The organism is Streptomyces ureilyticus (genome assembly GCF_011045025.1).
GTDB classification, from domain to species: Bacteria; Actinomycetota; Actinomycetes; order Streptomycetales; family Streptomycetaceae; genus Streptomyces; species Streptomyces ureilyticus.
Genome location: NZ_JAAKZX010000158.1, coordinates 1 through 22797 on the forward strand (window position 1 = coordinate 1; position 22797 = coordinate 22797).

Annotated in this window: 16 protein-coding genes and 4 pseudogenes; 7 read left to right on the forward strand and 13 right to left on the reverse strand. The window is 66.8% G+C overall.

All coding sequences use genetic code 11. The features are described from left to right. Positions 1-506: 506 nt before the first annotated feature. On the reverse strand, positions 507-1688 hold the full coding sequence (locus G6048_RS34630; RefSeq protein ID WP_165343555.1) for an MFS transporter: 1182 nt from the start codon (positions 1686-1688) through the stop codon (positions 507-509). Positions 1689-1834: 146 nt separating this feature from the next. After that, positions 1835-1999, reverse strand: a complete 165-nt coding sequence (locus tag G6048_RS34635; RefSeq protein WP_165343556.1) for a hypothetical protein — start codon at positions 1997-1999, stop codon at positions 1835-1837. A 651-nt stretch (positions 2000-2650) separates the two neighbouring features. Between G6048_RS34635 and G6048_RS34640 the strand changes: the two genes are divergently transcribed. Together G6048_RS34640 and G6048_RS52040 are read left to right on the forward strand one after the other, a co-directional pair. Next, entirely contained in the window at positions 2651-4024 is a 1374-nt protein-coding gene (locus tag G6048_RS34640; RefSeq protein ID WP_328827834.1) for a radical SAM/SPASM domain-containing protein, read from the forward strand. Next, a pseudogene (locus tag G6048_RS52040) lies at positions 4024-4446 on the forward strand (flavoprotein); the annotation flags it as partial. The gene G6048_RS34640 and the pseudogene G6048_RS52040, both read left to right, overlap by 1 nt. A gap of 13 nt (positions 4447-4459) precedes the next feature. On the opposite strand, the gene istB reads toward G6048_RS52040, so the two are convergent. The 8 genes and pseudogenes from istB to G6048_RS34675 form a co-directional block, all read right to left on the reverse strand. Beyond that, positions 4460-5545, reverse strand: a complete 1086-nt coding sequence (istB, locus tag G6048_RS34650; RefSeq protein ID WP_328827836.1) for an IS21-like element helper ATPase IstB — start codon at positions 5543-5545, stop codon at positions 4460-4462. Beyond that, positions 5545-6801 carry an IS21 family transposase gene (istA, locus tag G6048_RS34655; protein ID WP_165343559.1) on the reverse strand — a complete coding sequence of 419 codons (1257 nt, stop codon included), beginning with the start codon at positions 6799-6801 and terminating at the stop codon, positions 5545-5547. Before istA ends, istB begins: the two co-directional genes overlap by 1 nt. Before the next feature lie 106 nt (positions 6802-6907). After that, positions 6908-7033: a hypothetical protein gene (locus tag G6048_RS51135; RefSeq protein ID WP_268979164.1), complete on the reverse strand. Its 126-nt coding sequence runs from the start codon at positions 7031-7033 to the stop codon at positions 6908-6910. 88 nt (positions 7034-7121) lie between these two features. Further along, positions 7122-7289, reverse strand: a pseudogene (locus tag G6048_RS51595) (non-reducing end alpha-L-arabinofuranosidase family hydrolase); the annotation flags it as partial. Between the two features lie 166 nt (positions 7290-7455). Continuing rightward, positions 7456-9765: a beta-L-arabinofuranosidase domain-containing protein gene (locus G6048_RS34660; protein WP_165343560.1), complete on the reverse strand. Its 2310-nt coding sequence runs from the start codon at positions 9763-9765 to the stop codon at positions 7456-7458. 339 nt (positions 9766-10104) lie between these two features. Beyond that, positions 10105-11460, reverse strand: coding sequence for a glycoside hydrolase family 43 protein (locus G6048_RS34665; RefSeq protein ID WP_206342484.1), 1356 nt, complete (start codon positions 11458-11460; stop codon positions 10105-10107). 522 nt (positions 11461-11982) lie between these two features. Beyond that, a pseudogene (locus G6048_RS50260) lies at positions 11983-13299 on the reverse strand (family 43 glycosylhydrolase); the annotation flags it as partial. Positions 13300-13635: 336 nt separating this feature from the next. Further along, positions 13636-15066: a glycoside hydrolase family 43 protein gene (locus G6048_RS34675; RefSeq protein WP_165343563.1), complete on the reverse strand. Its 1431-nt coding sequence runs from the start codon at positions 15064-15066 to the stop codon at positions 13636-13638. A gap of 928 nt (positions 15067-15994) precedes the next feature. On the opposite strand from G6048_RS34675, the gene G6048_RS34680 reads away from it, so the two are divergent. Further along, complete coding sequence (locus G6048_RS34680; RefSeq protein ID WP_206342482.1) at positions 15995-17947, forward strand: RICIN domain-containing protein; 1953 nt, start codon at positions 15995-15997, stop codon at positions 17945-17947. Positions 17948-18050: 103 nt separating this feature from the next. Beyond that, positions 18051-18266, forward strand: a pseudogene (locus G6048_RS34685) (transposase); the annotation flags it as partial. Here the strand turns inward: G6048_RS34685 and G6048_RS34690 are convergent. Further along, positions 18260-19105: a helix-turn-helix transcriptional regulator gene (locus G6048_RS34690; RefSeq protein WP_165343564.1), complete on the reverse strand. Its 846-nt coding sequence runs from the start codon at positions 19103-19105 to the stop codon at positions 18260-18262. The pseudogene G6048_RS34685 and the gene G6048_RS34690 sit on opposite strands and share 7 nt — an antisense overlap. A gap of 135 nt (positions 19106-19240) precedes the next feature. Here G6048_RS34690 and G6048_RS34695 point away from each other — a divergent pair, with 135 nt between their 5' ends. The 3 genes from G6048_RS34695 (at position 19241) to G6048_RS34705 (ending at position 21319) form a co-directional block, all read left to right on the forward strand. Further along, positions 19241-19687, forward strand: a complete 447-nt coding sequence (locus G6048_RS34695) for a nuclear transport factor 2 family protein (protein WP_165343565.1) — start codon at positions 19241-19243, stop codon at positions 19685-19687. After that, positions 19684-20550 (forward strand): NAD(P)H-binding protein, encoded by an 867-nt coding sequence (locus tag G6048_RS34700; protein ID WP_165343566.1) that lies wholly within the window; start codon positions 19684-19686, stop codon positions 20548-20550. Before G6048_RS34695 ends, G6048_RS34700 begins: the two co-directional genes overlap by 4 nt. A 361-nt stretch (positions 20551-20911) precedes the next feature. Beyond that, the gene (locus G6048_RS34705; protein WP_165343567.1) at positions 20912-21319 is read left to right on the forward strand and encodes a peptidase inhibitor family I36 protein; all 408 of its coding nucleotides are present in this window, start codon (positions 20912-20914) and stop codon (positions 21317-21319) included. 172 nt (positions 21320-21491) lie between these two features. On the opposite strand, the gene G6048_RS34710 is transcribed toward G6048_RS34705, so the two are convergent. Both G6048_RS34710 and G6048_RS34715 read right to left on the reverse strand, forming a co-directional pair. Further along, positions 21492-22319: an IS3 family transposase gene (locus tag G6048_RS34710; RefSeq protein WP_165343568.1), complete on the reverse strand. Its 828-nt coding sequence runs from the start codon at positions 22317-22319 to the stop codon at positions 21492-21494. Next, the gene (locus G6048_RS34715) at positions 22307-22639 is read right to left on the reverse strand and encodes a transposase (RefSeq protein WP_165343569.1); all 333 of its coding nucleotides are present in this window, start codon (positions 22637-22639) and stop codon (positions 22307-22309) included. The genes G6048_RS34710 and G6048_RS34715 overlap by 13 nt, the downstream gene beginning before the upstream one ends. Positions 22640-22797 lie beyond the last annotated feature (158 nt).

Below are 22797 nucleotides of genomic sequence, written 5' to 3' on the forward strand. Positions count from 1 at the left end.
AAGGCGACGGCGTCCACCACGCCATGCTCGGCATCGCCCGCCTCCACAACCTCACCCTCGCCGGTTGACGAAGAACAGGCAGGTCAACCAACACGTCGTAGATCATTTACGGGACAAGCCTTAGGGGCGAGCTTGACCTGCGAGGAGTGACGCGGCATGCCTGAAGGGTTTCTATCTGCACCAGTGCCTCAGGCGTGCGGTGAACGCCGAGCTGCGGGCGGCACTTGTGGTGCGGGGGCTGCCGACCCAGCGGGACCGGGGCCGAGCGGTGCCGGGGCATGTGATGGCGTCGGTGCCGGTCAATTCGCTCGCACCGCGGCAGGGTGCGCGGCGCCGGCATCCGAAGATGGCTCTGGACGGGGTGCGCCCACAGCTGTTGGAGGTGGTGAACACGGCCCGGGGCGCGATAGTGGTGACCTGGCTGGATGACTCGATGCTGCGGATCGGCGGGCTGGCGGGACTGCATCATTCTGGCGAGCTCCACGACACCGCCTGCCGGACCCAGCTCATGGTCCTGGGTCTTCGACCGGTGCCATGTCTTGGTGCTTAGCCAGGAGCACCACCAAGGCCAGGGCGAGAGCCACTGCCGTGGCGGTGAGAAAGGTCGCGGCAGTGCCGATCAGGGACAGCGAGGCTGCTGCCGCCCCCTGGGACAGCGGCGTGATGCCGACCGTCGCCAAGGAGACCAGGCTCATCATCTGCCCGAGCCGATGAGGCTGGACCGTCGCCTGCAGATGGGGAACGACGAGGCCGAACATCAGCGCGCCGGCTACACCGATTCCGAAGGCGGCGGCGAGTGCGTGGACAAGCGCTCCGGCGTGGAGCAGGCCCAGTAGTGATACAGCACCGACAGCCGCCGCCAGCGCTGTTCCGATCTGCGGGGTGAAACTGCGGCCGGTGAGCGCGAATGCGGCTGCGACCGCGGCAGCGCCAACACCGAGGGCACCTAACAGCAACCCCAGACCCCGGGCTCCCCAGTCCCGGGTGTCGGCTAGATCAGGCATGCCGACGTTGACCAGCCCGTTCGTGGTGAACTCGAAGACCGCCAGGGCCAGCAGTGGAATCCAGATATTGGAGGAGCGCAGCGCCTCGCGCAAGCCGCGGATCGCGTCGCGGACCGGCCTGCCGGCTTCCGCGGAAGCCGGAGCGGAAACTAGCAGGCGCACCGCCATAAGGGCGGCTGCCGACGCAGCGAAGGTGACGGCATTGATCGCGAACGCGAGGTCCTGGCCGCCGGCGGCCAGGACGAAGCCGCTGGCGGGTGCGCCGACGACGAGTCCGGCCCGGGTGGTGAGGCTGCGTATCCCCTGCATTCGCGTCAGCTGATGCTTCGCCACCACAAGGCCGGACATTGCGCCGGTCGCGGGGTAGAAGAAGGCGTCCACGATGCCGAAGACGACCGCGATGGCCACGAGTACGCCCAGCGGCGCCGGTGTGGGGATGGCCAGGCAACCAACCATGATGACGGCGCGCAGCACATCGCTGGCCACTGCCACTCGGCGGGCGCCGATTCGGTCGACGATGGCCCCGCCGACGAGCATCAGGACCCCACGGGGGATCGCAGCGCAGACCAGCACGGTTCCGGCTGCGGCCGGACCGCCGATTCGGATGGCCGACCAGCTCAGCGCTATGAAGTACAGCTGATCTCCGACCAGGGACAGGAAGTCGGCCGCCAGCCATAGCACCACGCGCGGGGAGTAGACAGCGTGCTGGGCTGGGCGTTCCTGTCGCAATGGCGGTGTCACGGGAGTGTGGGAAAGCTGTGGAGGAACATCATCACGTAACCGTCCTTCGGACTAGGGATGTTGTCGTGGGGGTGCTGGCTGCTCTGCTGTCAGCGGGTCAGAACTTCGTTGAGGTCGTCGCGCATCTGCGCCATCTGGTGCCGGGTCAGCCTGAGCTGAACGTCGGAGTTGAAGGCCGGGTCGAGAAGTGGGGACAGCGGTTCGCCCTGCAAGAACTCCTCCAACCGCTCGAAGTGGATGGTGGCCTGGCCCATGTGACCAGCTCGTCGCTGCGCTCCTGTTCGGAGCCGGGTGGGAGTCCCGGCACAGGCAGTTCCAGTTCAATATCAGAGTTCTTTGAGGAAGTACGGCTGATTCGGGCCTGCCCGAAACAGCTTTGGCACGGCTGATTCGACGCTTACTCTCATTGAAATCGTCATTTGTTTCAGGGAGGCGGTGCTGTGGGCACACCTGATCACCAAAGCGAAGGCCAAAGGGTTCTGGCGGGTCCTTATAATCCGTTAGATGACCCTAGGTCGCGTAGCGGAGACGGGTAGCCCGGGGTGTGGGTGTGCTGCTCTTTCAGAGATGGACACCCAGTTTTCTTTGAACAGAATTGACGATCCCTCGATATCAGGGAAGCAGAAAACGTCCGCTAAACCCTACGGTCTAGCGGCGCCACAGAAGATGACAGGTACTAACCGATTCGATGCCAGGAGGCAACGATGGACGAGACCCTGACCACCACCACGGACATCGGCGAGCCCGACGAGCACGTCAACATCGCCTGCTGACCGAGCAGAGGTTCCGCCCCGTGCCGGGGCGAGAGAGGTACCACCAGGGCCGGGCCGTCCGCTTCGCGCGGCGGCCCGGCCCGACGGCTTCCGCCGCGCATCCCGACCGTCAGGAGGTTCACCATGTCCACCGTGTCAGACGCAGAAGACAAGGTCAGCGAGTATCGGATCGTCAGCAAGTCCTGCTTCAGGAACCGCCGGGGGCAGCCGGTCAAACTGATCTACGCGACGCGCACGAGTGAGGTCTTCCCCGTCCCCCTCGCGATCGCGCAAGCCCTGGATCGGGGTGAAGCCGGCTCCGTGTTGACCGAGCAGGAGCGCACCAGCCTGCGCCGCCGGGAGATCCTCGTGCCCGCGGACGAGAACGAGCTGGACGCTGTGACCGGGCGCCTCCAGCAAGGCGCCGATGACGTCGGGCACCGACACCTCGCCCTGCTCCCGACCAGCTACTGCAACATGGGCTGCACCTACTGCGGTCAGACCCACCGCCGCATACCCCTGCGCGGCCAGCACCGCGACGCGGTTCGGCGCCGGGTACTTGGGGTCCTGAATCGGGAGGACACACGGAGCGCGCGGGTTGACTGGTTCGGCGGCGAGCCGCTTATGGCCTACGCCATCATCCGCGACTTGGCCGCGTCATTCCTCCCGGTCGTGGAGCGCCGCGGACTCGGCTGGTCCTCGGTCATCGTCACCAACGGAGCTCTCCTCAGCTATCGCAAGATCAAGGTGCTTGCCAAGGAGTGCCGGGTGACGCACGCAGAGATCACCATTGACGGTCCGCCGGACGTCCACGATGTGCACCGGCCGCTCAAGTCCGGCATGACTTCCTTCTGGCGCATCGTCGAATCCCTTCAGCAGGCCCTCGATGACGACGAGACCGCGGGGATGACCTTCGGCATCCGTACCAATGTCGATGTGCACAACGAAGACCGCGTCGAAGAGATGCTGCAGATGCTGGCAGCCGAAGGGTTCACCCATCCCCGGGTGCGCTTCGGCATCAAACCGGTGCACTCCTGGGGCAACGACGTCCGGGAACTCGAACTCGCCAAGCAGCATTTCGCAGACAGGGAGGCGCGGTGGCTCTCCGTGATGCGCAGCCTGGGACTCAACTTTCAGGTGCTGCCGACCGCCCCGGCCCGGAAGCTGTGCCCTGCGGTGAGCCGGTCCGATGAGCTCATCACCCCCGACGGAGACGCCTTCTCCTGCTCCGAGCAGCCGCTGGTCGATCATCTCAAGTCCACGGCTGTCGGCAACGTCGACCAGGACTGGGCCGCGAGCGGCGGACTCCGGCCGACCGGCACCTACGACGACTGGCACACCGAGGTCGCAGCACCCGGATCACAGCGTTCCTGCACAACGTGCCGCTTCTACCCCACCTGCGGCGGCGCCTGCCCGAAGCTCTGGCGCGAGGGGCACTGGCCGTGCCCCAGCTACAAGTTCAACATCCAAGCACGGTTCGACCTCATCGCCGAGATGAACGGCTTCACCAAGATCGAGGAGGGATGATGACGCGGATTGAACACAGCAGGACCGGTCCGAGTCGGCGCATCTTGGTGTGTGCGTGCGGCTCGGCTGGCGTGCTCACGCTCCCCACCTATCTGCTGAGCATCCGGAACCGTCTCGAAGGGTGCGAGGTGACGGTCATCCTCAGCGCCTCGGCCGCCCGCTTCCTCCCGGTGCGCTCGGTAAACCTCGTCGCTGACCGGGCAATCGACGCCGCCGACCCCCACGTGATGTTCACGCATAACCACGTGCAGCTGGCGAACGAGCACGAAGTAGTTCTTGTCATGCCGGCCACGGCCAATGTGATCGCCGAGGCTGCCCACGGCATCGCCGGATCGATCATCACCACACTCCTCCTTGCTGTGCCTCAGCCAGCCGTCTTCGTGCCATCTATGAACAAGCAGATGTGGGGCAATGCCGCACTGCAGCGGAATATTGCTACGCTCCGCAGCGACGGGCATGAAGTGCTCGAACCCGCTTGGAAACGCACCTTCGAGCTGGCGAGCGGGTGCACAGTCGTGGCGCCAGCCATGCCCAGCCCCAGCGAGATCGCCGTGCTGGTGGAAGAACGTCTGTCCGGGCCCCCAGCGCCGACCGGAGCCCAGCCTCACCAGGAGGCCGCAGGCGACCTGCTAGGGCAGGCCGCTGACGCGTAGTCGCCCGAGTGGTGCGCCATGCCGTGTACCGAACGGACTCGACGCCACGGATCCGACTCGGCGAAGTCCGCCAGAGTTGGCGTCCGCGCATACGGTAGGAGTCGCCGCCTTTGAGGGAGTGGACCTCGGAGTGGTGGACGAGGCGGTCCATCATGGCAGCGGCGACGGTCTCGTCGCCGAAGACCTTGCCCCAGCGTCCGAAGGGTTTGTTGCTGGTGACGATCACGGACGCGCGTTCGTATCGGTTCGAGATGAGCTGGAAGAACAGGTTGGCGGCCTCGGCTTCGAAGGGGATGTAGCCGACCTCGTCGACCACGATCAGCGGGTAACGGCTCAGCTTGGTGAGCTCGGCCTGGAGTCGTCCGGCGTGGTGGGCGGCGGCCAGGCGGTCGACCCACTCGGCGGCGGTGGCGAACGCGACGCGGTGGCTGGCCTGGCAGGCGCGGACCGCGAGGCCGATCGCCAGGTGTGTCTTCCCGGTGCCCGGCGGTCCCAGGAAGACGGCGTTCTCCTTGCCGGCGATGAAGTCCAACGTGCCCAGATGTGCGAGCTGTTGTCGCGTCATGCCGCGCAGATGGGTGACGTCGAGTTCCTCGATCGTCTTGATCGCGGGGAAACGGGCGGCCCGTACTCTCGCCTCGCCGCCGTGTGATTCGCGGGCGGAGACCTCGCGCTGGAGGCAGGCAACCAGGTATTCGGCGTGGGTCCAGGACTCCTTGCGGGCGCGTTCGGCGAGCCGGTCGGCGGCGTCCAGCAGGGCCGGTGCCTTCATCGCGCGAGCCAGGAAGGCGAGGTCGGCGGCCGTCTGGGAGCCGGTCCTGCGGCCCGCTGGGGTGCTTTCGGGCGGGGCAGTGGTGGTGCGGGGCATCAGCCGGCCTCCCTGTCGCCGCCGCCTTCGATGACGGTGAACAACCGGTCGTAGGAGCCCAGTTCGCGTTGCTCGACCTCGACGAGCGGGCCGGAGGCATCCTGGGCTGTGGCCTGGCGGGCGGCCTGCTGATGGTGCAGTTGTCCGCGCATCGTGTTGCCCGCCTTGGCGTGGTCGGGATCGGTGATGGTCTGGTGGCGGGCCCAGCAGCGGGGGTGCCGGGCGACGATCACGCCGCCGGGCGCCAGCGCGATGACCTCGTCGTTGTCGGTCAGCACGGTGACAGTGCGGCCGATTGCCTCGGGGTGCACGGAGTAGTCGTTGGTGTCGACGCGGACGTAGTGGTCACGCCCGATGCGGGTCTGCATCCGCCACCAGGCGGGCGGATCCACGGGCGGCAGGGTGAGCATCCCGGCCCGGTCGGCCTCCCACCGATCGAGGGGGCGGGTCTGCAGGGTGCGGTGGACGCGCCGGTTGGCGACGGCCAGCCAGCAGGTCAGCTGGGTGTTGAAGTCGCCGGGGCCGCTGAAGGTGCGGCCGGGCAGGAACGAGGTCTCCAGGTAGCCGTTCGCGCGCTCGACCAGCCCTTTCGCTTCGGGGTCGCGAGGCCGGCAGAGATAGATCTTGGTGGCGAGCAGGCCGGCGAACGCGGCGAACTCCGCGGTGAGCTTGCCGCGGCCGACGCCGGTCTCGTTGTCCCAGACCAGCGCTTTGGGCACGGCGCCCCAGCCGGACAGCAGCCGCCAGTGGCCGTCGATCAGGTCGCCGGTCGTGCGGGAGGGCAGCATCCGTGCGGCGATCACCCACGAGTAGCCCGACACCATCACCAAGACCGGCGGGCGGCCGGTCTGCCCGTAGCCGAGCGGGATGTCGGCCTTGGGAAACCACAGGTCGCACTGGGCCAGCTCGCCCGGCCGATAGGTCGTGCGGGAGACCGGATCGACGGGAACGTAGGCGGGCCGCAGTTCGCGCACTCGCTCCTTGAGGACCGTCATCCCGCGCTCCCAGCCGATCCGCTCGGCGATCACTGTGGCGGGCATCGTCGGGGTCTCCCTGAGCAGCTCACGGATCTGCACCTCGACGGCGTCGACCACCGAACCCTTGGCCGGACGCTCGTACTTCGGTGGCCGGTCACTCGCCAGTGCCCGCTTGACCGTGTTCTTCGAGATGCCCAGATGCCTCGCGATCGCCCGGATCGGCATCTGCTCGGCCCGGTGCAGCCTGCGGATCTCTGCCCAGTCCTCCACGCAGATCACCCTTCCCTCCTGACCTTCCGATCAAGATCAGGTTCAGGCGAAGATCACCAACTGGGTCACATTTGATCCGCCGTCAGAGGGTCAGGATTCGAGCGACGCGGAGAACCTACGGGTTCGGGGGTTTCGTCGTGTTGGCGGGGCGCTGGGGTTGGTAGTCGCGGGTGGGGTCGATGGTCAGCTCGCGGAGGAGTTCTCCCTGGGTACGGCCCTCTACGACCACGGCAGTAATCACCAGACGTCTCTTCGACGTCGCCAGACCGTGTCGCCGAGGTCATGCCGATGTCTTGAGACACCCCATTCCGATGTCCTGAGTGAGGACAGTCGGTCTGGCTGGCGCCCGGCACATCCAGGCACCGGCCGGAACCGACGCCGCGCAAGGCGCCGCTGGTGGCCGCCTGGGCCGGGTTGGCGACGAGCGTCGCCGCCGATGCGACCAGGGCCGCGAGCGCCACAGACAGGTGTCTGCGGTTGAGACCACGTCTGCGTATGGAGCCTCATTCCTTGAGTAGGATTTTCCCGTCGTCCCTGGTCAGAGGCTGTCCGGAGTGTCGATGGGCGCCTCGATCCCTTGCTGTTTGTGATACCGAACGAAGGTCGAGGCGTCGAGCGCGCGGGAGGATGGAGAGCGACCAGGATCTACATCCGTGGCAGACCTCAGTTCCTCACGATGCGCCACCGGTTGTCGGCGGTGCCGTCGTCCGAGTCCTGGACGGCGAACGCGCCGAGAGCGGTGGAGTCGTTCGCGATGGCGAGCAACTTGCCGCTGTTCTCGTTGCGGATCTTGTAGGTCCCGTCCCCTTGGTCGAGCAGCGTCCATCTGTGGTCGGCGGTGCCATTGTCCGACCACTGCAGGACGGTCGCGTCGTCTGCCGTGGACATGTTCAAGACGCCGAGCACCTTGCCGCTGTGGGCGTTGCGGAAGCGGACCGCGTTTCCGTCGGTGATCATGAACCAGTCGTGGTCGGCGGTGCCGTTGTCCGACCACTGCAGAGCGCGGCCACCGTCGGCCGTGGACATGTTCTGGATGCCCAGCAGGAGACCGCTGGCCACGTTGACGAGACGGACGCTGCCGCCGGCGTTCCAGTAGACGGTGTAGTTGTGGCCGTGCGCGTCGTGGAACGGGCCCAGGTTGACGGTGGAGCCGTTGGCGGTGGCGGTGAAGGCGAGCGAGCTGCTGCTGGTCCGTGTGATCGAGGACGTGTTCAGCGACGGCAGAGAGCTGAGTGAGGAGTTGCCGTAGTTACCGGACAGGACCACCGGGCCGTAGGTGATCGCGGCGACGTTCGCGCTGTCGTTGGCCGCTCGCATGACGATCCGCATGGGCAGGCGGACGGTGACCGTGTCGCCGGAGGTCCAGGAGCGGGTCAGAGTGGCGTAACTGCCCGGCGTGGTGGTGATGTTCTGCCGCGTGCCGTTGACGCTGATGGTGGCCTCGGCGGTCCAGCTCGGGATGCGGATGCGCATCGCCCAGGTTCCGCTGACGTTACCGGTGACCTGCAGGGTCGTGGTGTCGCTGACGGGGTAGGTCGTGGTCTGGGTGACCGTGATTCCGCGCTCCGTCCAATTGAGCACCGAGGGCACGAACATGTTCACGATCAGCGTGTTGTCACTACGGTAGTAGATGGAGTCCATCAGCCTGGTGTGCATCTCCAGGCCCGTGCCCTGACAGCACCAGAAGGTGCCGTAGTCGGTGCTCCAGGTGCCGCCGCCCCACGCCGGGCCGACACCGCGTCGGCCGCCCGGGTTGAGCGGGGTGAAGTAGGTGACGTGACCGTGGTCGTCGGCCGGGTTCTGCTGGCCGATCATGTGGTTCAGCCATGCCCGCTCGTAGTAGTCGAACAGCGCGGCCCGGTTCGGGTCCAGCGCGAACAACTCCCGGGTGAGGAGGAGCATGTTGAAGGTGTTGCAGCTTTCGCAGGTGTCGTTGTTCAGGAAACCGGCGATGGCGTTCGGGGCGCGGAAGTGCTCCGCCTGGCTGTTGCCGCCGATGGCATAGGTGTGCGCGTTGACGGTGATGTTCCAGGCGTTGGTGGCGATGTCCCGGTAGCGGGTGGTGCCGGTGGCCTTGTACTCCCGGGTGGCCCCGATCCACTTGGGGACCTGCGTGTTGGCGTGCAGTCCGCTGAGCCGGTCCTGGTTGGACGCCAGCGGTTCGAAGACCGCGGCGTGGTCGAACCGCTGGGCGACGGTGAGCCACCGCGCGTTGCCTGTCTGCTGGTAGAGATCGGTAAGCACGGTGTTCATGCCGCCGAACTCGGTCTGCAGCATGGCCTGCATCTGCTGGCTGCTCAGTCGGCCGGTGCGCGAGTCGACCCATCCCGCCAGGGCGAGCAGCACGTCACGCGCCTGTGTGCTGCCGACGTGGCGCCATACGTCCAGCAGGCCGACGAGGGTCTTGTGGATGGTGTAGTACGGCACGTTGCCGTTGCTCAGGGTCCGCTGTTCGAGAGCGGTGAAGTCGGACTCGGGGTAGCCGGAGAGGTAGCCGGCGTTGAAACCGGCGGCGCTGTTGTTGGCCTGGCACTTGGCCAACTCCGCCACCATGTAGGTGGCCTTGTCCCGGCAGGTGGTGTCCCCGGTCACGGCGTACAGCTGTGCCCATGCCGTGAGGAAGTGCCCCTGGACGTGGGTGCGGAAGGGGAAGTTCGGCGCGTCCCAGCCGCCGGTGGCGGCGGCGCCGTTGGTGGACAGCCGGTGGTTGGCGCGGAAGTTGTACAGCAGCCGGTCGACATCGACGAACCGCAGGTAGTTCTGCGTACGGTTCTGGTTGTCCAGCCACCGGCTCGCGGTGAGCCGGACCTGGCCGAATTCGAAGGGGTGCGCGGAGACCCCGATGTCGGCCCTTGCGGGAGGGACGACCGCCGCGTGGGCGGGAAATGCGCCGATGAAGGATCCGGTGGCAGAGGCGGCGACGGTGGCCCCGGCTATTTGCAGGAGGCGGCGTCTGCTGACGGAGGAGGGCATCTTGCACCTTTCGGTGAGGAGAGAGCGATAGCTCGGTCGTTGATCTGTTGGCTCACATGGCCGACGGGCGACGGCATCGCGGCGGAGGTGGTGGTGTGGGACACCGCCCTCGCCACCATGCCGGCGAGACGTGAGGTGCAGGAGACTCATCTCCCGGTGTGTGTCCGGGAGGCGCCCTGGCACCGAGTCAGACATTGGATGTGCCGACGCCGGTGTCGGCGTACGCCTGCGACAGCATGATGAGGAAGTGGCGGGTGGAGCGGCCGCGGGGGGCGCGGAGAGAAGGCCGCGCTGCCGCGGGTGGGCCCCGCGACGGCACGACAGGGTGGGCCGGACGGGTCAGGCCCAGGGGGTGATCATCGTGAAGGAGCTGTCGGCTCGGAACGTGTCGGTGTTCTGGTAAGGGTCCACGCGCAGCGCGTAGTTGTAGTGGCGGAGGTAGCGGCCGGGGTAGTTGTACGACTCCAGGCTGACGGAGCCGGATGTGCTGCCGGGGCGGGCGCAGTAGGTGGCGTCCTTGTTGAAGGTGTCGGTGCCGTTGCTCGCGTCGAAGCGGATCCGGTAGTCCCAGTGGCGGAGATAGCGGCCGGCGGAGTCACGGAAGGAGTAGCAGTTGGCGTCCGCGAGGCCGGGCACGACGGTGAAGGTCGCGCTCTGCTTGACGGCGGTGCTGCTGGAGGCGCTCACCGGGTCGACGTAGCCGAGGCTGTCGGAGCGCACCACGGCGGACCGCCCGGGGAAGTTGACCGACTGCAGTGACCTGGTGGTGTTGGTGGGCAGGGTGACACCGCCGGCGACCGTCTCCTTGAGCACGGTGGCGTGGCGTATGAAGCCGGTCAGGCCGGGCACCTCGGTGGGCGTGGTCCAGGTGGCGAAGTTGTCGTAGCTGTCGCTGTACCAGTACTTGCCGGCACGGTAGCCGTCGAAGTAGATGCGCCAGCCGCCGTTGTCGAGCTGGACCAGGGCCGGGCCCTCGACCCAGTCGCCGAAGCCGGCCCAGTTGCCCGTCTTCCGCATGGTGTACGGGCCGACGAGGCTGGAGGCGGTAGCGTACTCGATGTACTTCGTCGTCTCGTTCTTGGTGAACGCGTGGTACGTGGAGCCGACCTTGACGACGAAGGTGTCGATGTAGTTCGGGCCGATGCCGGAGAGCTGGGTGGGGGCCGACCAGGTGGTCAGCGTGGCATTGGTCGCCGTGATCTTCCAGGCGGTGAAGTGGGTGGCGGTGCTCGCCGACGTCAGCGACATGATGACGTTGACGCTGCCGTCGCTGTCGACGAACCACTCCGGCGCCCAGGTGCGGGTCAACCCGCTGACCGGGATCGTGTAGTTGTACAGGAACGTCCAGTTCACCCGGTCGGTGCTCCGGGCGAAACCGATCGTGTTCCCGGTCCAGTTGGTGGTGTAGGTGATGTAGTAGAAGCCGTCGGTGTGCTTGAAGATGCTGGGGTCCCGGATGAGACCGGACGGCGGGGTGTAGGCGGGGCCCTTCCGCAGGGTGAATTTGGTGGCGTCCGGCGAGTCGTACACGTACATGTTCGACTCGCTGCTGTTGGTGAACGCGGTCATCGTGTACCGCGTGGCCTGTCCGGCCGGTGGGGCGGCGGCCGTGGCGGTGCCCTGAAGGGCGGGGACACTCAGCAGGAGCAGCAGCGGGCCCAGCAGGGCGAGCAGCGTTCTTACGGTTCTGTTCAACTCTTCCTCCGGGCTCGGCCAGTCCGCTTGGCCGATCGCCTTGGTGCGGGGCCGTGATTGTTCGATATTCAGAACAATGTGCGGCACTTCGAGCAGAAGATAAGTTTGAGCCATGGTTCCGTCAATGTTTCCGACGGGTTCCGTTCTGGTGCAGTTCGCGCCGCCCGGATAACGGAAAAGCCGTACTGCCGCATGCGTTGACTTCCGTACGGGGCACCCCTTTACGTTCGGCGCCGACCAGTTCCGCAGATCGACGCACGTTCGGAATCCGGACATTCGCGGTGTGAGAGCGGCAAGGCCTCCGGACGGAACCCGTCGCGGTGACTCACACCAGATCGCGGTGCCGCCGGCGTCGATGGGCTGGGCGTCCTGGAGCTCTCGACTCGTGTGGAGCAAACCGTTCGCAGGCTGCGCAAGCGAGCTCGACGGGTCTGCTCCCTGCTGAGGTCGTACGGCCGCTCGGGCAGGCCGGTGGCCCGCAGGGCTTCGCGGTGCGGGCCACCTGGCGGGCGAGGGAATCGATCAGGCCCAGGGGCTGACCGCCGTGAAGGAACTGTCGGCGCGGAAGGTGGCGTTGTCCTGGTAGGCGTCGATGCGTAGCTCGTAGTAGTAGTGGCGGAGGTAGCGGCCGGGGTAGTTGTATGACTCCAGGCTGACCGAGCCGGTGGTCGAACCGGGCCGGGCGCAGTAGGTGGCGTCCTTGTTGAAGAGCGTCGTGCCGTTGCTCGCGTCGAAGCGGACCCGGAGGTCCTTGTGGCGCAGGTAGCGGCCGGACGAGTCACGGAACGAGTAGCACTTGGAGTCGGCCAGGCCGGGGATGACGGTGAAGGTGGCGCTCTGCTTGACCGCCGTGGTGCTGGAGGACGTCACCGGTTCGAGGTAGCCGAGGTTGTCCGACCGCACGACGGCGTAGCGGCCGGGGAAGTTGACGGACCGTAGCGAGCGCGTGGTGTTCGTCGGCAGGGCGGTGCCGGCGGTGACCGGGTCGATGCTGCTCAGTGTGGGGACGACCTTCTTGATCAGGCCGTCGGAGGCGAACTCCAGCTTGTCGATGGTGGTTTCACGGTGGGTGCCGTCGCCGCCGGGGATGGCGAAGCGGTGGTAGGCGATGTACCAGTCGTCGGTGTTCGGCACATTGACCACCGAGTGGTGGCCGGGGCCCTTGATGCCGAGAGAGAGGTCCTTCTCCAGGATCACGCCGCGCTTGGTCCAGGGACCGGTGGGCGAGGGGCCGGTGGCGTAGGCGACGCGGTAGTTCTCGTCGCGGGTGTCGTTCTCCGACCACATGAAGTAGTAGGTGCCCTTGCGCTTGATGACGAAGGTGCCCTCGTTGTAGCCGACGGGGGTGATGTCGGTGACCTTCGAGGCGTCGAAGGAGATCATGTCGTCGTTCAGCGGCACCACACGGGCGCGGCCTTGGCCCCAGTAGAGGTACGACTGGCCGTCGTCGTCCGTGAAGACCGCCGGGTCGATCATCTGGCCGGTGTACGCGCCGCGGGCGATCAGCGGCTTGCCCAGGGGGTCCTTGAACGGGCCGGTGGGTGAGTCGGAGACCGCGACGCCGATGTTCGTGTCGGCGGAGTAGTAGAAGTAGTACTTGCCGTTCTTCGCCTCGATCGCCGGGGCCCAGGCCCTGATGTCGGCCCAGCTGACGTCCGGGCCCAGGTCGAGGATGACTCCGTGATCCTTCCAGTGGACCAGGTCCTTGGAGGAGTACGCCTTGAACTGCGTGCCGCTCCAGCCCGGGAAGCCGTCGGTTGTCGGGTACATGTAGTAGGTGTCGCCGAAGCGGATGATGTTCGGGTCGGCGGTGAGCCCTGGCAGGACCGGGCTCTCCGCCGCCTGGGCGGGTACGGCAGAGCCGGCAAAGCCCAACAGGAGCGAGGCGGCGGCCGCGGCGGCCAGAGCGCCCGGCCGGAACCTGCGGCGGCCGGGAGGTCTCACGCTGTGCATGGATTCACATCCCTGAAGAAGACATGGCTGTGGCAGGTGCGCGAGGCCTCGGTTAAGGGGCTGGCATTCGGCCCGTATGACATCGCGCTGGCGGTCGGCGGCGGGGAGAAGTGTCCCGTCGGGGTCGCCGGGATGGCTCGTGGAGGGGAAGCCGGCGCCTCCTCCGCTGGTGGGCGGTTGGCAGTGAGGGGGCGCCGTGAAGGCGCCGGCATCCCGGTCGGGTCAGCTCGTCACGCGAAAGGTGGCGTCGCTGCGTCCTGTCGCGGTGGTGATCGGGTCGAGGCGGAGTTGGTACCCGAAGTGCCGGATATAGCGGTCCGGGTGGTTGTACGACTGGAACGACGACCAACTGGAATCGGCGAGCCCGGCGACCTGCCGGAACGTGGCGTCCGCGGCGAACTGGGCGGTGCCGTCGTTGTAGGCGAGCTGGAAGTCGTAGTTGGAGTGCCGCAGGAAGTAGCCGGGGAAGTTCACCGACTCGAAGGAGACGGTGCCGGAGCCGGTCAGGCCGGGCCTCAGGCGGAACTGGGCGTCCTCGCTGGTGATGTTCTGGTCGATGCGCACGTCGAAGTCGGCGTGCCGCACGTACCGGTCCTGGAAGTTGAAGGACTGGAGCCGCTTGGCTGGGGTGTTGGGCCAGCGGGCGAGGACGCGGGCCTCCTCGGCGGCCGTCAGGGTCAGGATCGAACCGTGACGCTTCTTGGTGCCGCCCATGTTGTAGCTTCCCGATGCCGGGAGCTTGTAGGTGCCGGGGCTGGACGGGTTGGTCGTCGTCACCGGCATGTACCCGCCGCGGGAGGCGTACTGGTCGAGGTACAGGGTCCACTCATTGCGGTCGCGGAACTTCATCCACATCGGGCCCTCGACCTGGGCACCGGTCAGGCCGATGCCGGAGAGGTCGCCGAGCCTGGTCCAGGTCCCCAGGATCGAGTTGCTGCCTTCGAGGGTGATCTGGCCGTCGCCGGAGGCCCGTACGTAGCGGTAGTTGCCGACGCCTGACGGCACCTCGACGATCTGGGTGTCGATGAGTTCCTGGGTGCCGGGGCGGTCGATGTAGATCTGCGGGGTGGTGATGGAGCGGAAGTCGCTGGTGCGGGCGTAGAAGATGCGGTGCTTCGTCTTGCCGTCGAGGGGCACGTTCGTCGCCCAGTACAGGACGTAGTCGTTGGTGGCCGGGTTCCAGATCGCCTCCGGCGCCCAGGCGTTGCGCCCGTCGGGAATCGCGCCGGCGACGTTGAGCAGCCACGGCTTCGACCAGTTGACCAGGTCCGTCGACTCCCACACCACGAGGTTGCGGCTGCCGTTGTTGATGGAGCCGTCCACGGTCGACCCACAGCCCCAGCACAGGTCGGTCGCGATGATCCAGTACTTGCTGCCGTCGGGGGATCTCGCCAGTGCTGGGTCGCGCACCCCCTTCGTGCCGACCGTGGAGCGCAGGACCATGCCGCCGCCGTTGAGGTCGTTCCAGTGCAGGCCGTCCGTGCTGTGCGAGAGGTACATCTGCTGGTTGGCCGACCCCTCCCCGGTGAAGTGCACCATCAGGTAGCCCGGGTCGGCGGCGGCCGCCCGGTCCGGTGCGGTCAGGGCTTGGCCTGTGAGGAGGAGACAGGCGGCGACCAATATCGCCGCCAGCCTGGCGCGAAGCGCGGACATGTACATCTCCTGTCGTTCTGCAGATGCCACCACCCGGTGAAACGGGGAGAAGCGGGGTGGCGAGGGGGAGCTCGGTCTCAGTGTTGGGGGGGGGCAGGACCGGCTGCTGCACGACGCGGAAGGGGGTGGTCGGATCCGGTTAGCGGTATGTCTCCCGTGTGCGGTGAACCTCGCGGTGGTGACAGCGGGACTGGCCACACGATGCCGGTGCGGTTCGTGGTGACAGCTTGTGAGGTGATGGCACGGTTCTCGCCCGAGTGGGGCGGTCGTGGTGCGGGGTCTGCCGGTCGGTTGTCGATTCGAGCGCGCGTGGGCGCGGTGCGGTGTGCCTTCCAGTGCTCGGCTCGGCCGGAGGAAGCCTCTGTAGCCGACTCCCTGTCCGCCGAAGTGATGTGTTCGGTAAATCGAACGATGTTCGTATGGTCGGGCAGACGTTAAGTGTGGGAAGCGAGATGCGTCAATACCTCAGGCAGCAGTAGCCCGTTGGATCTGAAAAGGCTGGTCGCGGTCGGCGAATGTGCCACGCATGGCGTTCCTGCCGGCGCAGGGCTGGGTCGGCCGTGGGTTCTGCGGTCACGGTGCTGTTCGTCGCCTGCATTCCGGGTGGCCCGGGTGGGTGGAGGCACTAGACATGTGATGTCTGGCGATGGGCGAACCGCAATATCACGGCTCTTAACGGTCAAAGTTACTTCTTGTGGATGGTGATTCATCCCTGCACACCCGTTGACACGGACGGGTCACATGGTCGAACTTCATGCGTAACATCCGGTGCCCGACACCCAGAAGTACCGCGCCACTCGTGTGTTCTCCCTGTCAAGGCACGCCCTCGTGCCCAAGTCGTCGGGGTGTGCGGCTTCCTCCCGCGAACGGACAAGTGGTTTCCCGTGGAGGCAAGCGCCGAATCCCCTGGACGTAGGAGTAACCCCCCATGTCGTCAGGAAGACTGTCCCGTCGCACGCTGCTGGGCGCCGCGGGCGCCGCTGTGGCCGCGACCGCGCTGCCCGTGATCCCCGCGTTGTCGCCCCTGTTGGCGGAGGCGGCTGCCGCGGACCCCCAGACCAACCTGGAAAAACTGGTGAACATGCGGTTCGGCATGTTCAACCACTTCAGCCTGGGCACGTTCACCAACGAGGAGTGGGCCGCCCCGAACCAGAACCCCGCTCTGTTCGCCCCCACAGCCGTGGACTGTGCTCAGTGGGCGGCCGCCGCCGCGGCGGCGAAGATGAGTTACGGCATCCTGACGACCAAGCATCATGACGGCTTCGCCCTGTGGCCGAGCGCGTATGGCACCCAGAACGTCGCGAACAGCTCCTACAAGCAGGACGTGGTGCGGGCGTACTGCGACGCCTTCCGGGCGAAGGGGCTGAAGGTCGGGTTCTACTACTCGATCTGGGACCGCACCTTCAGCGTCGAGGCGTGGGAGAGCCGGCACAGGGTGTCCGGTCTCGAGATCACCGATGCCATCCAGCCCAGCGATATGACCTTCATGCTCGGTCAGATCACCGAGTTGCTCACCAACTACGGCACCATCGACATGTTCGTCACCGACGGCTACGCGTGGCAGATGGGCCAGCAGGCCGTCTCCTACCAGCGCATCCGCGAGCACGTGAAGTCCCTCCAGCCGGACATCGTCATGATCGACCACGGCGGACTGTCGGTACCGTTCCTCGGCGACGCCCTCTACTTCGAGGAGCCGCTGGGCATCACCGCGCCAGCCGGAAACACCTACGCCGCCACCCAGGGACAGACGATCAGCAACGGTTGGTTCTGGCATCCGACCACACCGACCGAGAGCCTGATGAGCAAGGACGCGATCCTGTCCCACCTGACGGACCTGGAACCGAAGTACACCTCGTTCATCCTCAACTGCCCGCCCAACCGCAACGGCAAGCTGGACACCAACATCGTCAACCGACTCGCCGAAGTCGGGGCGGCATGGAGCCCGAACACCTCCCGCCCGCCACTGCCCGCCCAGATGCCCCGCGCCGAACACCCTGTTACCCCCGTCAGCGCCTACGCCACCGGATTCCGCACCGGCGAGGGACCGCTCAACGCCATCGACGGCCTGAGCGACAGGGGCTACGAGACCTGCTGGTCGACGTGGGGACTGCCCTCGGCCCTGCCTCACTCGATCACGATCGATCTGGGCGGAGTGTGGAGCAACGTCTCCACCCTGGAGTACCTGCCCAAGCAGTGGAACCGCAACAACTCAACCGACGGTGACATCACCTCATACACCATCTCCACGAGCACCGACGGCACGAACTTCACCCGGGTCGCCACCGGCACCTGGGCCGGCGACCGCGCCACCAAGGTGGCCGAATGGCCCGCCCGGAACGTGGGCTTCGTACGGATCCAGGCCAACGCGGCCACCGGCGGCTACGCCAACATGGGCGGCGTCAGGATCGGCGGCCGGACGGCCAAGCCGGCCCTGGTGTCGAGAGTCCTGCCGGGCAACGGCACGGTCTACCGCATCGTCAACCGCAAGAGCGGCAAAGTCATCGACGTGTTCAACTTCGGCACCGCCAACGGCACCAACATCCAGCAGTGGCCGTGGCTGAACAACACCGCCCAGAAGTGGACCTTCGCCTCCACCGGAGACGGCTACTACGAGATCAAGAACGTGAACAGCGGCAAGCTGATGGAGGTGGCCGGACTCTCGCGGGTGGACGGCGGGAACGTCTCCATCTATGGGGACCACAACGTTCCCCAGCAGTACTGGGCGGTCACGCCGACCGGCGACGGCTACTACTACCTCACCAACCGGTTCAGCGGACTGTCGCTCAACGTCGACGGAGGCTCGACCGCCGACGGGGCCAACATCAACCAGTTCGCTTACAACCGCGCGCCTGAGAAGCAGTGGCAGATCATCGCCCTCTGAGTGGGCGTTAAGTCCGATCTTTCTCGGTTCGTGATCGCTCGATCGTGGTACTGATCGTCGCACAGGCCGCCCTGTTGGTCATGTCCATGTTGAGATGCGGGGCATGAAGCGAGAGCCGTACCCGAGCGACTTATCGGATACCCAGTGGGCGTTGATCGAGCCGATGATCACGGCCTGGAAGCAGGACAGGGTCGCGCGGTCAGCGACCGGAGATCCCGGGTCTTGCGACCTCCGGGAAGTCGTGAACGCGATCTTCTATCAGAACCGGACGGGCTGCCAGTGGCGCTATCTGCCCCACGCCTGGGCCAACGGTCACGGTGCCGCGTCGGGAGGGCCCAGCTGGGCCAGTGCGGTGGCGCTCGGGCTGCCGGGATCTGCGGTGTAGAGCACCAGCCGCAGGCCGGTGCCGGGCATGAGCAGGGTTTGACGGTCCAGTTCCAGCTCGCCGAGTTCGGGATGATGCAGGCGTTTGCGCAGCGTCGGCCGGGGGTGCACGTCGTGGCTGCGCCAGCCGGCGACGAAGTCCGGGTTGTGCGCGGCGTACTCGTTGACCAGCTCGCCCAGCGCACGGTCCGCCGGGTGGCGGGCGCCGGCCGCGCGCAGGTGGGCGGCGGACTGCCGGGCGAAGTCGCCTTCCGCGCCGACGGGTGCTGAGCAGAGGGTGCCGCCCAGCCGGATGGCGAGGCGCACGGTGTTGCGCTCGTGGACGGGCAACTGCGCGAAGTCGATGATCAACGCGGCCGCCGCAGCGTTCCAGGCCACGATGTCCTCCAGGTCGTTCACCAAATAGGCGGGAATCGGCCCGAGCCGATGCAGCAGTCGGCGTGCATCGGCAGGCACCGGCGCGCGATCGGCGTCCGTACTGGGCGGGATCTGCCCGGCCAGCCGTGCCAGGTGCTCACGCTCTGTGTCGGTGAGGCGCAGTGCCGTGCCCAGCGCGGACAGCACCTGCGGCGACGGACGCGGCGCGCGGGCCTGCTCCAGTCGCTCGTAATAGCTCGTGGACACCCCGGCCAGGGCGGCCACCTCTTCCCGCCGCAGCCCGGGGGTGCGCCGGGCACGCAGGCCGGGTGGGTGGACAGCCGTGGCCGGCATCTGGGCCGGGCGCAGCGCCTCCCGTCGACGGCGCAGGAAGTCAGCCAGTTCTGCTCTGCTCACCCGGCCAGGTTGGCACAGCGGCACTCGGCTTAGCCACGGACCAGTGATCCGGGGCTCACTGGTGCGTTCCACGGCACTGCCTCGTGCACCCACTCTGGTGCGGTCAGACGTCCTGCAGAACGCTGGAGAATCACCGTGTCACCACGCACTTCCGAAGAGACCTTTCGCCGGCTGCTGGAGCTGCTGCTGGCCAAAGACATGGACGCCGTCGCCGATCTGTGGGCGGAGTACGGCACCGCCGAGTTCCCCTTCGCCGAAGGGGCTTCACCGAGACGGCTGACCGGACGTGAGGCCGTCCGGGGCTATCTGGCCGGCTACCCGGACCTGATGGACGTGCAGGCGATCCCGACCCTCACCGTGCACCACACAGACCAGCCGGACACCATCGTGGTGGAGTTCACCGCGCGCGGCCGCACGGTGGCCACCGATGCGCCGTACCAGTTGGACTACATCACGGTGCTCACCACCCACCAGGGCCTGATCACCCGTTATCGGGACTACTGGAACCCGCTGGCGGCCGCCTCAGCGGCCGGCACGCTGCCCGAACTGCTCGGCTCGCTGCGCTCGCAGGCCACCCGATGACCGGCGTGCTGATTACCGGCGGCACCGGGAAGACGGGAAGCATCCTGGCCGAACTGCTCCGCAAAAGCGGTGTTCCGGTCCGGGTGGCAAGCCGCATCCCAGCGGCCGACGCCCCGGACGCGGTTCGGTTCGACTGGAGCGATCCGGCCACCCATCCGGCCGCATTGCACGGGATGGACCGGGTCTACCTGGTGCCTCCGGTAGACACCACAGATCCGATGCCGCTGGTCGAACCGTTCTTGGCCGAGGCCGAACGCCTCGGCGTGCGCCGGGTGGTGCTGCTCGGCTCCGCTATCGTGCTGCCCGGTGCCGCCAGCGCACTGGAACTGGCCGCGCACGTGCGGGCCCGGCCCGGATGGGTGGTGCTGCGCCCCTCCGGGTTCATGCAGAACTTCTTGGCCCCCCACCCGCTGGGTGAGCGGATCCGGCGACGCGGTGAGATCCGCACCGCTGCCGGAACCGGCCGGGTGGGCTGGATCGACGCTCGAGACATCGCGGCGGTGGCCGCCGTGCTCCTGACCGAACCCAACGGCCACCCCGACGACCGGCATGACTACCTACTCACCGGGCCGAAGGCGCTGAATTACCAGGACGCGGCACAGATCATCACCATCCACACCGGCCGGCCGATCCGGGTCGTGCCCGTCGGGGTCGCCGAGCAGGCGGACGCCTACCGTGCGTCCGGCATGCCGGACGCCTTCGCGACAGCCCTCGCCGCCGTCGACGCCGGCATCCAAACCGGCCGGGACGACCAGGTCAGCACCGCGGTGCTGGACCTGACCGGCCGCCCGCCTCGCACCTTCGCCGAGTTCGTCCAGGACCACGCACCCCAGTGGGCGAACGTCGGGACACCCGAAGACTGACCGACACCTGTGCTGGCCCCGGCGTGAACTCCTCCGTGGACCAGCTCGTGAGCTCGGCCGCCCATTGTGCTCAACCCGCCAGATCAACTGGCAACTCGCCAACTGAAGTGCTCAGTCACAACAGCTCACGGCAGCACCACATGAGACATCCTCTTACACACGATGAACATGGCGTCGGTCTCTGCAACCGGCGGTTGTGTCTGACGCGTCGATCTTGCGATACCTGGCCTGTAGCCGTGACACCCTGAAAAGTTATAGGGCGCACTGAGGCAGCGAGCGTCTACGCTGTTGCCCGACCGGCCTTGGTGGGATCCACATCTCATAATTCAACAGGCCATGTAGCTATGGGGGATGAAGCAAGATGCGTATTCGCTCAATCCGAAGCAAAGCGGCCCTGTTCGCCGGGGTCGTTGTTCTGGCGGGTCTCAGCTCAAGTACCGCTTCTGCCGGGGAAGCCGCGAACTGGGAGTGCAGCAAGGGCTACGTGTGCTTCTACAGCAATGGCAATGGAAGCAGCTACGGAGAGAAGTGCTCTTGGCAGGGGAATAACTCGGACTGGCAGAAGAAGCCCGGTTGCGGGTGGAGTTCATCCAAGAAGGTCCGGTCTGTCTATAACAATGGGACCAGCGGAATGGACGTGCTGTACTACGACGCGGCTGGTAACCACGGCGCAGACAAGGTGGGCTGCGTCTCTAGCGGCAAGAAGAAGAACCTGGATGCGCCCACGGCGCTGCGCTCCCACAAATGGGTAGGGGAAAACTGCCGATAGGCTCCGAGGCTGAATATCGGTGGAAGGCCGAGCCCGGTAGGAGCGGCAGCCTGCTACTCGTCGCCCCGCGCTGGTTGAACAGTGCGGGGCTCTGTTCATGAGGTAGGTTCTCAGGTTCTCAGGTTCTCAGGTTCTCAGGTTCACAGCTCGGATTGTCAGAGGCTGATTATCGTCAGCTGAGTGGCCTGAATTGGATCGGGTCTGGCGCGTCGGCGCCGGTCTCGGTGAGGATCGCCCGCACTTCGGCCCGTACCGCGGTGTCGTCCCACTCGGGGTGAAGGATCTTCACCTTCGTTGCGGTTGACACGGCGCCGGCGCGGTTGAGCAGGTCGAGGGTTGTCGCGGTCGACCTGCTCCGATGGGCGGGGCAGCGTCGGGATCTGCTTGGCCTGGACCTGCGCTGATTCAGCTTCTCCAGGACTGGATCGTGGCGGGGCGGAGGCACCCTCCGGTCTCCCGGGCGCGCGTTGGTTCGCACGTCTAGGTTATGTAGTGTCAGACGGCGGGAGAACAGGTCGATGACCGTCGCCAAGTACAGCTTGCCCTCGCCGGTTTCGATCTCAGTGAGATCGCCCGCCCAGACGAGATCGGGCTCCTCGGCGGTGAAGTCCCGGCGCACGAAGTCCACGGCAGCCGGCCGCTTGCCCGGCCTTGTCAGCGACCGGCGGCGACGCACCTTCCGTCCGGCCAGCCCGAGTTCGGCCATGACTTTCGCGACCGTGTTCACCGATACTCGCCAGCCTCCGCGCACCAGCTCGATGAACACCTTCGGCGAGCCGTAGGTGCCGCCCGAGCCGTGGAAGATCTCCTCGATCTCCTCGGCCAGCTGCTGCCGGCGCGCCTCACGCGCTGTCGGCGGACGATCCCGCCACTTGTAGAACCACGACTCCGACACCCCCAGCGCCCGGCAGGCGGTGCGGTACGGAATCTTCTGCTCGGCCTTGCAGCTGCTGATCACCCCGACCGCGACGGCCGGGTCCGCCTCAGCTACTTCACCCACAAGGCCACGAATCGCTTGCACACATCACGCTCCATCTCCAACTCGCGGATGCGCTTGTCCTTCTCCCTGGCCTCGGCCCGCAGCCGCTCCAGCTCAGCGCGCTCGTTCTCCCGCAGACGATCGCCGGGCGACGGCTCGGCCACCAGCCGGTCCGACGACGGCGACCCGTTGCGCCGCGCCCGCGACACCCAGCTGTGCAACGTCCCCGGGTGGATGCCCAGATCCTCAGCCACCTCCGGAATCGGCTTCCCGGTCTCCGTCACGATCCGTACCGCTCCCTCGCGGAACTCGGCGTCGTAGATGCGCTTCCTGGATGCCATGACCCCAACTATCCCTCCGGTCACGGTCTCCACAGTAGGAGGGGAACCTCACTGAAGCGCTCCGGGCAATGTGGGTGAGCGGCAGCGACAACGTTACCGGGAGAGCCGCAGGTCCCAGCCGTCGCCGGTGCGGTTCAGGGTGGGGGTGTAGGCGGCGG